Here is a 12,847-nt window from a genome sequence, read left to right as displayed (position 1 = left end):
AAAGAACTGGATGTGCCGCTATGTAGGCGAAAGGGCCCTGCGGGGCAACTGCCAATCCCCCGCGCAAGGGCGCCGCGGTGAACGAGCGACGCAGGCGTTCGTCCCTTCCGCTCTCGTTGACACCGAAGGACCTGATCCTGCAAAACGCGAGGCAGCACCGGTTGAACGGGGCCGGACAGGCGATGACCGCCGATTGCGCGCAAATAGCTTTGGACTGACGTTACAAGACCACATTTCAACCGAAAGACCGATCGCCGATGTTTGAGACGACCGATTTTCACGACGCACCCTCCGGCGCCAGGCTCGCCTTTCATCATGCGCCGGCAGAGGGTACGCCGCGCGCCATCCTGCTCGTCAATCACGGCCTCGTCGAACATTCCGGCCGCTACCGCGGCTTCGCCGGGGCGATGGCGGCCCGCGGCTTCGCCGTCTATGCCCATGACCACCGCGGACACGGCGAGACGTCCACCGAAGGGGCGCCGCTCGGCCGCTTCGCACCGGCCGGCGGCGTCGAAAAGGTGATCGCCGACGTCAAGGCGATGCGCGATCTCGCCGTCTCCCGCCATGGCGCCCTTCCCGTGCTGCTCTTCGGCCATTCCATGGGCGGGCTGATCGCGCTCAACGCCGCGATCTCCCACCCGCAGGATTTTCAGGCCCTCGCCGTCTGGAATTCCAACTTCAACCCCGGCATCGCCGGTCGCTTCGCCCAGGCCGTGCTCTATGCCGAGCAGATGCTGAAGGGCTCGGACGTGCCGAGCACGATCCTGCCGCTTGCGACGTTCCGTGCCTGGGGCCGCTCCATTCCCGGCCGGCAGTCCGACAGCGACTGGCTCTCCCGCGACCGCACGCAAGTCGAGAAATACGACCGCGACCCGCTCTGCCGGTTCGAGGCGAGCGTCTCGATGTGGCGCGACGTCTTCGCGCTCACCTTCCGCGCGCCCGCTCCGGCCATGCTCGCCCGCCTGCCGAAAAACCTGCCGATCCACCTCGTCGGCGGCGGCAAGGACCCGGCGACACGCGGCGGCCGCGAGATCGCCTGGCTCGGGCGGCGGCTCGAGCACCACGGTTTCACCGACGTCACGACCCGGATCTACGAGGAGATGCGCCACGAGACGCTGAACGAGTTCGGCCGGGAGGACGCGATCGCCGACTTCGCCGACTGGGCCGCGCGCGCACTCGCCGGTCGCTGACCGTCCCTTCGGGGCGCTTCTGCGTCCGAAACGGAATGATCCCATGCGCGAAATTCAAGTGCCGACTGGACATTTCGGCGCTATAGCAAATGTTTAGCAACCGCCCTTCGAGGTGGACAGGGCCGGACCTTATTCGCTAGCCGCAAGATCGCCGCCGCCCTGAAAACGAGGACGCCGCATGACCGAAGCCCGAAAGCCCCGTCCGCCGCTTGCCGGCATCCGCGTGATCGAACTGGCCCGCGTCCTTGCCGGTCCCTGGGCCGGGCAGATGCTGGCCGATATGGGCGCCGACGTCATCAAGGTTGAGAACCCCGAGGGCGGCGACGACACCCGCGCCTGGGGTCCGCCCTTCGTCGAGGGCAAGGACGGGGAGAACCTCTCGGCCGCCTATTACCATTCGACGAACCGTAACAAGCGCTCGATCGCCGTCGACCTGAAGAGCGAGGAAGGCCGCGACATCGTCCGCCGGCTGGTCGCCACCGCCGACGTGGTGATCGAGAACTTCAAGCTCGGTGGGCTGGAAAAATACGGCCTCGACTACGAGAGCCTGAAGGCGATCAATCCCAAGCTCGTTTATTGCTCGATCACCGGCTTCGGCCAGAACGGCCCCTATGCCAATTTCGCCGGCTACGACTACATCGTCCAGGGCATGTCCGGTTTCATGTCGATCACCGGCGAGCCGGACGGCCAGCCGATGAAAGCGGGCGTCGCAATCGCCGACATCTTCACCGGCATCTATGCCGTCACCGCCATTCAGGCGGCGCTGATCCACGCGATGAAGACCGGTGAGGGCCAGCACGTCGACATGGCGCTCCTCGACGTCATGGCCGCGGTCCTCGCCAACCAGAACATGAACTATCTCGTCTCCGGCAAGGCGCCGGTCCGCCTCGGCAACGCCCATCCGAACATCTCCCCTTACGAAGTCGTTCCGACAGCCGACGGCCACCTGATCCTCGCCGTCGGCAATGACGGCCAGTTCAAACGCCTCTGCACCATCCTCGGCATCGCCGCCGTTGCGGACGACGAACGCTTCTCAACCAACAAGGCGCGCGTCGCCAACAAGGCCGAGGTCCGCCGCATCGTTTCGGGCGAGACCGCGAAATGGGTGAAGCGCGATCTCCTGACGGCTTGCGAGAGCAATGCCGTGCCGGCCGGCCCGATCAACTCGATCGCCGAGATGTTCGACGATCCGCAGGTGAAGGCGCGCGGTCTGCGCATCGATCTCGATGACGTCGACGGCAACAGCATTCCAGGCGTGCGAACACCGATCGTTCTCTCGAAGACCCCCCTGCGCTACGAACGGCCGAGCCCGCGCATCGGCGAACACCAGGACGAGGTTCTCGCCGAGCTGGCGGACATCGAAGGAAAGGCTTGAAGATGAAGAAGACCGGCGGACAACTAATCGTCGACGCGCTGCTTGCCAACGGTGTCGAGCGTGTATCCTGCGTGCCTGGCGAGAGCTATCTCGCCGTGCTCGATGCGCTGCGTGACAGCGGCATCGAGACCATCGTCTGCCGACAGGAAGGCGGCGCGGCGATGATGGCCGATTGCTGGGGCCGGCTCACCGGCAAGCCCGGCATCTGCATGGTGACCCGCGGTCCCGGCGCCACCAACGCCTCCGCCGGCCTGCACATCGCCCGGCAGGACTCCATCCCGATGATCCTTTTCATCGGCCAGATCGGCCGCGACATGAAGGAGCGTGAAGCCTTCCAGGAGGTCGAGTACCGCCGCGCCTTCACCGAATTCGCCAAATGGGTGGGTGAGATCGATGACGCCCGCCGCATTCCGGAATTCGTCACCCGCGCCTTCGCCGTCGCGACTTCCGGCCGTCCCGGTCCCGTCGTCCTGACGCTGCCGGAGGACATGCTGGTGGACGAGGTTGAGGCGCCCGCCCCGCGTCCCGCGACCCCGGTCGAAAGCCATCCGGGTGCCGCCCAGATCGCCGCCTTCGCCGACCTGCTCGCAAAGGCCGAGCGGCCGATGCTCGTCCTCGGCGGCACCCGCTGGAGCGAGGAGGCCGTCGCGGCGATCGAGGATTTCGCCACGCGCTGGAAAATGCCGGTCGGCTGCTCCTTCCGCCGCCAGATGCTCTTCGACCACCTGCATCCGTCTTACGCCGGCGATGTCGGCATCGGCATCAATCCGGCGCTGGCGAAGGAGATCAAGGAGGCAGACCTCGTCGTCCTCATCGGCGGGCGCTTCTCCGAAATGCCGTCCTCGAGCTACACCCTGCTCGACGTCCCCTACCCGTCGCAGACCCTCGTCCACGTCCATCCCGATCCGTCGGAACTCGGCCGCGTCTATCGCCCGGATCTGGCGATCTGTGCCGCACCCGAAGATTTCGCCGCCGCGCTGAAGTCGGTTCCGGCACCGCAGGCCCCCGCCTGGGCCGCCCGCACCGAAGCGATGCACGCAGCCTACCTCTCCTGGTCGACGCCACCCGCAAGCGGCCCCGGCGCGGTCCACATGGGGCCGATCATGGAATGGCTGGAAGAAAACACCGCGAAGGACACGATCTTCACCAACGGCGCCGGCAACTACGCGACCTGGGTGCACCGCTTCCACCGCTTCCGCGCCTACAACACGCAGGCCGCCCCGACCTCCGGCTCGATGGGCTACGGGCTTCCGGCGGCCGTCGCCGCCAAGCAGCTCTTCCCCGGGCGCGAGGTCGTCTGCTTTGCCGGTGACGGTTGCTTCATGATGCACGGCCAGGAATTCGCGACCGCGATCCGCTACAACCTGCCGATCATCGTCTGTCTGGTGAACAACGGCATCTACGGCACAATCCGCATGCATCAGGAGCGAGAATATCCGGGCCGCGTCAGCGCGACCGACCTCACCAACCCGGATTTCGCCGCCCTTGCCCGCGCCTATGGCGGCCATGGCGAAGTGGTGGAGAAGACCGAGGATTTCGCCCCCGCCTTCGAGCGCGCCCGCGCCTCCGGCAAGCCGGCGATCCTCGACATCAAGCTCGATCCGGAAGCGATCACGCCCGCACGCACGCTGACCCAGATCCGCAACAAGGCGTAAGGCGGACGCCAGTCGAGGAAAGCGTCCGGGATCGCCCGGTCGCAAGCCGAACTGACGGGAGACGGATCGATGCCGGCGTTCCGGTCAGGCACCGTCACCGTACAGTCGGAGATCACAAGACGTGCGGGCGTTGTCGTCCGGCGCAAATCAGTCGCAAAACCGAAGCAAAAGTGGGAAGCTGACGCGAGTCGCCGTGACGGCTGTTCATCTATGGAGGGAAGAAGATGACCGACGTGACCGTTCTTGCATTTTCTCTTGTCGCCTTCATCGGGATTGCCACGCCCGGCCCCACCGTGCTGCTCGCCCTGACGAACGGTTCGCGTTTCGGCATGCGGCGTGCCTGCTTCGGCATGGTTGGCGCGGTCTTGTCCGACTTTGTCCTGATCGGAGCGGTCGCCCTCGGGCTCGGCGCCCTGCTCGCAGCCTCTGAATTCTGGTTTACGGTCGTCAAATGGGTCGGTGTCGCCTATCTCGCCTTCCTCGGCGTCGTGCTTCTGCGTTCCAGAGGAACGCTCGACGTATCCCTTCGCGCGGGCGGAGAAGATGGGGCAGGTTCGGCGCGGTCGCTCCTTCTCAAGAGCTTCCTCGTTGCCGTGACGAACCCGAAGGGATACCTGTTCTTTTCCGCCTTCCTGCCGCAGTTCATCAATCCCGCGGCACCCCAGAGCCAACAATATCTGATACTTGCCCTTGTCTTCGCCGGCATCGATTTCCTGGTGATGTTCGGCTATGCCGCACTCGGGTCGCAGGCCGTCAGGATGTTGCGCACGTCCGGAGCGCTCTGGCTCGACCGCATCTGCGGCGGCGCTCTGCTGGCCCTCGCCGGCTCTCTGGCATTCTACCGGCGGGCAGGTTCGTAAGAGGCCGCCGCGATCTTGCCTACGCGTCCGCCGGACCTGACGAGAGTGCCGGCCGACGATATCCGTGCTGGCCTCTTGGCAGCGGGCGCGACCGCCCTATATCGATCTTGTCTGAAACAGGTTAGGTCGGTGCGGTTGGCCCGGCCCCCGCGAGAGCGGGTCCTTCCGTTGCCGCGGCAACGGCCCAAGACCTTCAAACGCGCAGGCATGGTGCCTGCGCCAACGAAAGGTGCTTGGTCATGCAGCAACAGATTTCCGTCATCTCGCTCGGCATCGCCGATCTCGCTCGCTCGCGCCGTTTTTATGTCGAGGGCTTCGGCTGGTCGCCGGTCTTCGAAAACCCCGAGATCATCTTCAACCAGATGAACGGCTTCGTGCTTGGCACCTTCCACAAGGATGCGCTGGAGGCCGACATGAACCGGCGCGGCCTGCTTGCCCCGGGCGCCTTTTCGCTCTCCCACAATGTCCGGGAACGGGAAGAAGTCGAACCGCTCCTGCAGCGGCTGGTCGATGCCGGCGGCACGCTGCTGCGGCCTGCCGACGAACCGCTTCACGGCGGCTTTCGCGGCTATGTCGCCGATCCCGACGACCACGCCTGGGAGATCGCCTGGAACCCGGCCTGGGCGATGGACGCCAACGGCTTCGTCACCTTCGGGCTCTGATCCGCAGGTGCAGAACGACGCGCCCCAAACGAAAAAGGCCGGGATTACTCCCGGTTCCACCCGATCCTCCGTCATGCCGGACTTGATCCGGCATCCAGCCGTGGCGCGTCTGCGCCGTGAAAAAACCATTTCGCGATCAAGGACTTGATCGCACTGGACGCCGGCTCGGAGGCCGGCATGACGGCAATCTTGCGCTTGCGCTTATATCGGCGAACACACCGCATCCATGTTCGCCCCTAACGAAAAAGGGCCGGAATTTCTCCCGGCCCTGCATTCACGAAACGGTGGAGATCAGACCGCCGCGATGACGACGAACTCGACCTTGTAGGCAGGCGTCGCGAGAGCGGCCTGGCTGGTGGCGCGGGCCGGCGGGTTCTTCGGGTCGATCCAGGCTTCCCAGACCGCGTTCATTTCGGCGAACGTCGACATGTCGGAGAGATAGATGATCGTCTGCAGGATCTTCGACTTGTCCGAACCGACGGCGGCCAGCAGGCGGTCGACTTCGGCGAGTGCCGACTTCGACTGTTCGGTGACGGTCGCGCCCTCACCGACCTGGCCGGCGAGATAGACGGTGTTGCCGTGGACGACCGCGCCGCTCATGCGGGCGCCGGGTTCGATGCGCTTGATGCTCATGTCAATTCTCCTGTTGTGTCGAAGGATGAAGGCGGCAGCCGCTCAGTCGCGCAGCTGCAGGCTTTTCTGGTAGATGGCGGTCGAGCGGGCGCCGGAGCGGCAATAGCCGAGCATCGGCCGCTCGAAATCGTCGAGCGCGTCGACCATGCCGGCGACGGCTTCCGAGGTCACGCCCATCGGGCCGACCGGGATGTGGGCGATCTTCAGGCCGAGTTCATCGGCGCGCCGCTCGATCTCGGCAAACAGCGGCTGGCCCGGCTCCTCGTGGTCCGGCCGGTGGCAGACGACCGACCGGAAGCCGAGTTCGAAAATGGTGTCGAGGTCCGACACGGTGATCTGTCCGGTGACCGAATATTCCTCGTCGATCTGCCTGATGTCCATGGCGCGGCTCTCCCTTCCTGATGCGGGACAAACCTCTACGATCAAGGCCGACGGGCGTCAATCGCCCGCGACTGCCAATCACACGAACGCGAAGGAAAGCGCATAGTCGCGCGCCTCTCCGGGCGCCAGCAGTTCGAGTTCGCCGCGCTCGGCGAGGACGCTGCGCGGCTCCCATCGATGCGAGACCGGCTCGATGCCGAGGACGTTCGCCGGCGCCTGCTGGTTGCGCCAGACCTGCAGGAAGGGCAGCGTATCGGTCCGGAAACGGACGCGCAGCGTCTTGCCGCCGATCGCCCGGATCGGCCCGAGGCGCATCTCCGCCCAGGGTTCGCCCTCCTCGACCGCCGGCACGCAGAAGACCCCGCCGGGGTCTTCCCCGAAGGCCCAGGGAAACCCGCCGCCGTCGAGCATGGCGCCGGAAAGCCGCACGCCGTCGTCGAAATGCCAGGCGCCGACGTTCATGTGATACATGAACATCGCCGGGAACGGCGTCTCCCCGCTGTTCGTCACCCGGTCGGAAAGCTGCACCTCGCCGGTCTCCCCGTCGATCCGCCAGAGCCGCTCCAGTCTCGCACTGCCGCCGTCGGCGAGCCGCACGGAAACAACCGCCCGCGCTTCCGCGTTACCCTCCACAGTCTCGAAGGAAAGGATTTCCGCCGGATGCGACGAGAACGAACCGTGCAGCGGATAGGTGCCGCGCCCCTCGCCGATGGGTTCGGGGTGGCGGATATGGTCCGGACCGCAGGTGAAGAGGAAGCCTTCCAGCGAATGGTCGATTCGCGGATCGCCGTCGTCGGGGATCGCCCGCCCCGGCGCTAGATCGACGCCATCGACGATACAGGCGCCGATATCGAGCACGGAGCTGCGGTCGATGGTCAGCGAAGGGCCGGCGAGCCCCTTGAATTCGATCATGAATTGCTCCTGCGGGAAGGTTTGTCGCACGACCCCCGCCTTGCGAAAAGCGGCACACCGACAATCACGATTAGGTCAATATTCACCATGAATTCACCTTTTCCACACTAGTGTCAAATTTGTCGCGTCAGTCGCAGCCGACATTCATCTGAGGAACTTCGTCATCGTGGCCGACATGTGGAAAGCAGGACTGGTAGTAGCAACGTTGGCCGCAGGCTCGGCGGCGGTAACGGCCGCCGAGGCGCAAGGGCTCGATCCCTATCGCAGCGACACACTGCTCGTCACGCCGGAAGGCGACATCCTCGGCTACACACCCGAAGAGGGCGAGGTCGTGGTGAGCCGCGACCAGATGGGCCGCCGTGTCCTGATCGACCGTCGCGGCCGGGTGATCGCCACCGAAGTGCGCGCAGACACCTATTTCCCCCGCCGCCGCCCCGGCGCGGAACAGCCGGGCTACCAGGATTTCGGCGCCCCTGCCCCCGGCTGGGAGGATGACGGCGTCGTCACCGGCGCGATCCCCGGACCGGGCACGATCGATCGCGCGCCGCTCGACCAGCCGCTGCCGGACATGCCGTCGGGTGGGCCCGACATGCCGCCGCCGGTCGACCAGGCGCCGCAGACCATCGTCACGCCCGACATTCCGGTGAAAAGCAATCTCTCCCAGCTCGAAATCACCGCGCTGCAGGTCTTCCTCGACCGCGAAGCCGCCTCGCCGGGCGTCATCGACGGCAAGATGGGCCAGAACGTCAACAAGGCGCTCGTCGCCTGGCAGGAGATGACCGGCGAGACCATCGACCCGAACAATGCCGAGGACATCTTGGAACGCCTGCGCATGTCGGGCGGCATGGCCGTGACCTCCTACACGATCACGCCGGGTGATGCCGCAGGCCCCTATGTCGCCTCGATCCCGGAGGACTACAGCCTCAAGGCTGAGCTCCCCTCGCTCGCCTACACCTCGACCGTGGAGATGCTTGCCGAAAAGTTCCACATGGACGAGAACTACCTGCGTGCGCTCAATCCGGGCGTCGATTTCACCGTTCCCGGCACGATCATCAAGGTCGTCGTGCCCGGCAAGCCGAAGGCCGGCAAGGTCGCCCGCATTATCGCCGACAAGGGCAAGAAGCAGGTCTTCGCCTATGGCAAGGACGGAAGCCTCGTCGCCGCCTACCCGGCGAGCATCGGCTCGGCCGACACCCCCTCGCCGTCCGGCATCGTCACCGTCGAGCGCGTGGCGCTGAACCCCGGATACACCTACAATCCGAAGATCAATTTCCAGCAGGGCAGCAACAACAAGGTGCTCGCGATCCCGCCAGGGCCGAACGGCCCGGTCGGCACCGTCTGGATGGCGCTCTCCAAGCCCACCTACGGCATCCACGGCACGCCCGAACCCTCCAAGATCGGCCGAACCCAGAGCCACGGCTGCATCCGCCTCACCAACTGGGACGCGACCGAGCTTGCGAAGATGGTCTCGCCGGGAGTGACGGTCGAGTTTGTGGATTGAGAGGCATAGTCGCCGCAAGACATTCAAGGGTTTGGATCGGCGACTTGCCCCCTCTCCGCCTCAGAGCTTGGTCTTCTGCGCCTTCGACGTCGCGAGGTAATGGCCCACAGCCATGACCGCGATACCGACTGGGATCAATGGCAGCGTTACGATCGACTGCGCGATTGCCAGCAGCATATACGGATGAAAGCTGGTGATGGAGGCGATGGGAGCGAGCCCCAGAACGAAGAAGATCATCCCCAGCCACGAGATGCCCGTCTTCGGCGAAGGCACGAACCACCATGCGGCCAATGACAGAAAAACGATGGCGGCGATAATTCCCATGGTGTCTCTCCAGCTTGCAGTATGAATCAAATGAGCATGCGTGCTCATAACACGCAAAGGCTGGGATGGCACGAGCGATCACCAACCATTGGTGGAACTACGGTCACTTCGCTGTCCCGACTGTGACCGCCCGTGACGCAGAGCTGACGTGCTGCCGAAAATTGCCGCACCGGTGCTCAGACCGGATGTTCCTACTGCCGAAAGAATAATTTGCCCACAGCCTTTACCGTTACAGTAGACTATGCGAAACATTACTCGGTAAGGTGGAGGGGGCTATAATGTTGTTTGAAAATCTGAAGGTGAGTCGCGTCGCGGTTCACGAGGTCTTTCGTCGTAACGATGACAGATCTATTCAGCCACCTGTGTATGCCAACGGTTTGGAATTGTTAAGCGCGGACGCCATGGGGGCATTTCGACTTCGGATGACCGACGCGCTGTCGGGGCAGACGCAGAGTCTTGAGATGCGAATTGTGAAGTCGGGCCCCGGCAGCTTTTTGGAAACTACCGAAAAGCTCGTCGGGTCCGACGACGCGACATTCCTAATCGGGTCCAGAGAAATCGCAACCAAACTCGCAGAATCGCAGATGGCCCGGCGCATACCAGGCGGAATGGTCATTGTATTCGATGGAACATTCGGCACAGCTTCCATACCGTTTGTCGGTGTCATCAAGGCGGAGATCCAGCAAGGGTTCCGACGTTCAATTGCTGGCACCAGCGCTGTCATCGAGTTTCTCAACAACATTTTTCTCACCCCGGCGACGCGTCTCTACAAGATTGGCATCCTAGCGTTCGATGATATGTCTAAGCCGAAGCCGGAAGGCCGGCGTGCCTTCATCTTCGACAGCAATATCTCCGCTAGTAACCGAGAAGCTGCGGCAACGTACTTCTATGAAGGCTTCCTTGGCTGTGCGTTGCCAAGCGACGGCCCCTACGAGACGATGAAATTCTTCGATCTGACAAAGGAGTTCATTCGGGGTTCGAACCTAGACCCCGAGAAGAAGCGCGACATGGTCGATAGCCTTTACGTATTCGTCCGCGACGACCAAGATCCGACGTTTACTGCTGATCAGTTTGGCAGCAGATTTTTGCCGCCAGACCTCAGAGACCACTATGCTGACTTTATGAACGTCAAGAAGTTCACGCCGAACGCCGTGGTGAGAGATACATCTCAGATGGGCAATCGGCTTCGCAGGCGCCGACTGAAGTTTGGCGGAGACATTGAGCTGTCCGCCTCGCCTGAGGCCCTCAAGACAAAGGTACAAATGGAAACCATTCCGGCTGAGGGAGTGGACGGTCTTAGTGGCGGCTGGACGCGAATTATAGTTCGCGAGCGCCTCACCGGCGAACAATGACCGACCGGGAAACGAGACTCCTCGAACGGTGGCGTATCGAGCGCCCGATGTATGTTGCATGGGGTAACTTCGTCTCGGTCGAGCTAACTGCAGCGGTGGCCTCGGAAATTCGCCCAGCTTCTATCGAGCTATTTCTCCGTATCCCAATAAGGCCACGAACGAAGGAAGAGCCGTCGCTATTGGCGAAGGCTTTTAGGCGAGGAAAGCCTTATACTGACCCATACAACGATATTGAAGACAAGGTCGGATTGCGCTTTGTTGTCCTAGTGTCGGCGGATATCAAAATTGTCGAACGCGCGATCACGACCTGCCCCATCTGGACCGCAATACTGGCCCGGGACTACGAAGATGAGCGGAGGCTCCGGCCATACGAATTCGACTATCAATCCGTTCACTACATAGTTCGGTCTAGAGATGAGTTGACGTTCGAAGGAGTGACCATAGCGGCAGGAACTCCCTGCGAAATTCAGGTACGAACAATACTCCAACATGCGTACAGCGAACTAACCCACGACACCATATATAAGCCTAGCGTTCAGGCGTCGCCAGACGTGAAGCGGTCCGCCGCCAAAAGCATGGCACTGATGGAGGCCACGGACGACTACTTCATGAAGGTGAGGGAATGGTTGGACGCAGCACTGGCTCCAAGTCGCGAGGTTTCGGTCGCAGTCGACCGCTTGTATCGCTCCTTCACCGGGCTCGAACCCGAGCCTTCGCCGCTCGACGCATTGCTGATTGACCACTTTGGCAAATGGGCAAAAGAGGACTTTGAGGAAAACCTAGGCAGATTTCTTAAGGAGAAAGCGTTCTTGGCTGAGTGCATCAAAGGGCGCGCACCAGTCGACCTGTTGTTTCGTCAACCCGCCGTCCTCCTTGTTTATTGGGCGATCAAAATTGCGCCTCGGACCGCGCCAAACAACGGCCCTCTCACGGATGAGGAACTTGCCCCCATATACAGCGACCTCGGCTTGCCTCGACCCGCAGCACAAGGATGATCTCTCAGGCAACGGCATTGCGGTGCCATGCCAATGCGACAAAGTACCGAAAGGTTTCGTCGGCCCTTACGCCGAGGAGGTCGGTTTTCTCTCGTGATATGCACCAGCGGATATCTGTTTTGCCCAGCAAATTGGTGACTCGTCGACGCCGAACCTATGCCGCTCCTATCCACTCGCCACTCCCCCAGCCAGCGACCCTCTCACTCACCTCTCACCATCACGCCGCGTTGCCGACGACGCGCAGAAACCGGCGGGCGGGCTGCGAGCGCACGACCTTCACCGGCAGCACGCGCATGACTTCGAGCGCGAAGGCGCGGGCGTTTTCGCGGGCGCGGTCGAGATTGCTGATCTTTGCGGGGTCCATCGTGTGTAGCGTGCCGCCGCAGTCGAAGATCTCGCGGAAAGCGTTGCGCTCGACGATCGGGGTGTTGACGACGTTGACGCCGCGGGCCTGTAGGAGGCCCTTGATCGCAAGCAGCGCCCGCGTCGTCACCATCGAGGTGACGCGGGTCAGCACCACCGAGTGCGGGATCGTAAGCCTGCCCTTCTCCTCGATGAGGCCTATGAGGTCGAGGATCTGCGCGGCACCGCGCGCATCCATCGCGCAGCCCTGCACCGGGATCATCACATGATCGGAAAGGCCGATCGCGGTGGTCACGATCGCGTCGCGCGCGCCGGCGAGGTCGATCACGGTATAGTCGGCCGTCCGCGCGCATTCGGCGATGTGCCCCTGCAGCGAGGCGACGGAGACTTCGGAGATCACCTCGATATTGCGCTGCGTGCCGGATATCTCATGCCACTGGCTGATCCAGTGCTGCGGGTCGGCGTCGATGATCGCAACGCGAAAACCCTGCTGGGCGAGTTCGGTGGCGAGCAGCAGCGCCGCGGTGGTCTTTCCGGCGCCGCCCTTGGCGTTGGCGAATGAGATGACTGGCATGCGTTTGTCCTCGAAAGTGCGGCGAGCCGACATCGCTCACTCCGACACCGCGCTCATGGCGTCGATCACC

13 protein-coding genes are annotated in these 12,847 nt (G+C 63.3%); 8 read left to right on the top strand and 5 right to left on the bottom strand.

The window, feature by feature from the left end:
* Window positions 1-257 precede the first annotated feature (257 nt).
* From H4I97_RS05090 to H4I97_RS05070, 5 genes are all read left to right on the top strand, one after another.
* Window positions 258-1,190: an alpha/beta fold hydrolase gene (locus H4I97_RS05090; RefSeq protein ID WP_182306840.1), complete on the top strand. Its 933-nt coding sequence runs from the start codon at window positions 258-260 to the stop codon at window positions 1,188-1,190.
* A 178-nt stretch (window positions 1,191-1,368) separates the two neighbouring features.
* The gene (gene caiB, locus H4I97_RS05085; protein ID WP_182306839.1) at window positions 1,369-2,565 is read left to right on the top strand and encodes a succinate--glutarate CoA-transferase; all 1,197 of its coding nucleotides are present in this window, start codon (window positions 1,369-1,371) and stop codon (window positions 2,563-2,565) included.
* 2 nt (window positions 2,566-2,567) lie between these two features.
* Window positions 2,568-4,220 carry a thiamine pyrophosphate-binding protein gene (locus H4I97_RS05080; RefSeq protein WP_182306838.1) on the top strand — a complete coding sequence of 551 codons (1,653 nt, stop codon included), beginning with the start codon at window positions 2,568-2,570 and terminating at the stop codon, window positions 4,218-4,220.
* Window positions 4,221-4,444: 224 nt separating this feature from the next.
* A complete protein-coding gene (locus H4I97_RS05075; RefSeq protein ID WP_182306837.1) occupies window positions 4,445-5,080 on the top strand; it encodes a LysE family translocator in 636 nt (211 codons plus the stop codon).
* 239 nt (window positions 5,081-5,319) lie between these two features.
* Window positions 5,320-5,742 carry a VOC family protein gene (locus tag H4I97_RS05070; protein WP_182306836.1) on the top strand — a complete coding sequence of 141 codons (423 nt, stop codon included), beginning with the start codon at window positions 5,320-5,322 and terminating at the stop codon, window positions 5,740-5,742.
* Between the two features lie 291 nt (window positions 5,743-6,033).
* Here H4I97_RS05070 and H4I97_RS05065 read toward each other — a convergent pair whose 3' ends face one another.
* The 3 genes from H4I97_RS05065 to H4I97_RS05055 all read right to left on the bottom strand — a co-directional run bounded on the left by H4I97_RS05065 (window position 6,034) and on the right by H4I97_RS05055 (window position 7,668).
* Window positions 6,034-6,375 carry a RidA family protein gene (locus tag H4I97_RS05065; protein WP_182306835.1) on the bottom strand — a complete coding sequence of 114 codons (342 nt, stop codon included), beginning with the start codon at window positions 6,373-6,375 and terminating at the stop codon, window positions 6,034-6,036.
* A 42-nt stretch (window positions 6,376-6,417) separates the two neighbouring features.
* Window positions 6,418-6,756: a protein tyrosine phosphatase family protein gene (locus H4I97_RS05060; protein ID WP_182306834.1), complete on the bottom strand. Its 339-nt coding sequence runs from the start codon at window positions 6,754-6,756 to the stop codon at window positions 6,418-6,420.
* 78 nt (window positions 6,757-6,834) lie between these two features.
* Window positions 6,835-7,668, bottom strand: a complete 834-nt coding sequence (locus H4I97_RS05055) for a DUF4432 family protein (RefSeq protein WP_182306833.1) — start codon at window positions 7,666-7,668, stop codon at window positions 6,835-6,837.
* 175 nt (window positions 7,669-7,843) lie between these two features.
* Here H4I97_RS05055 and H4I97_RS05050 point away from each other — a divergent pair, with 175 nt between their 5' ends.
* A complete protein-coding gene (locus H4I97_RS05050; protein ID WP_182307547.1) occupies window positions 7,844-9,169 on the top strand; it encodes a L,D-transpeptidase in 1,326 nt (441 codons plus the stop codon).
* Between the two features lie 60 nt (window positions 9,170-9,229).
* On the opposite strand, the gene H4I97_RS05045 is transcribed toward H4I97_RS05050, so the two are convergent.
* A complete protein-coding gene (locus H4I97_RS05045; protein WP_182306832.1) occupies window positions 9,230-9,493 on the bottom strand; it encodes a hypothetical protein in 264 nt (87 codons plus the stop codon).
* A gap of 278 nt (window positions 9,494-9,771) precedes the next feature.
* Between H4I97_RS05045 and H4I97_RS05040 the strand changes: the two genes are divergently transcribed.
* Both H4I97_RS05040 and H4I97_RS05035 read left to right on the top strand, forming a co-directional pair.
* Entirely contained in the window at window positions 9,772-10,845 is a 1,074-nt protein-coding gene (locus H4I97_RS05040) for a nucleoid-associated protein (protein WP_182306831.1), read from the top strand.
* Window positions 10,842-11,840 carry a GTP pyrophosphokinase gene (locus H4I97_RS05035; protein ID WP_182306830.1) on the top strand — a complete coding sequence of 333 codons (999 nt, stop codon included), beginning with the start codon at window positions 10,842-10,844 and terminating at the stop codon, window positions 11,838-11,840. Before H4I97_RS05040 ends, H4I97_RS05035 begins: the two co-directional genes overlap by 4 nt.
* Before the next feature lie 217 nt (window positions 11,841-12,057).
* Here H4I97_RS05035 and H4I97_RS05030 read toward each other — a convergent pair whose 3' ends face one another.
* A complete protein-coding gene (locus H4I97_RS05030) occupies window positions 12,058-12,777 on the bottom strand; it encodes a ParA family protein (protein ID WP_182306829.1) in 720 nt (239 codons plus the stop codon).
* Between the last annotated feature and the right edge of the window lie 70 nt (window positions 12,778-12,847).

Origin of the sequence: Ciceribacter thiooxidans (genome assembly GCF_014126615.1) — a bacterium.
In the GTDB taxonomy this organism is placed as follows: Bacteria; Pseudomonadota; Alphaproteobacteria; order Rhizobiales; family Rhizobiaceae; genus Allorhizobium; species Allorhizobium thiooxidans.
This window is presented reverse-complemented; position numbering and strand designations above follow the sequence as displayed.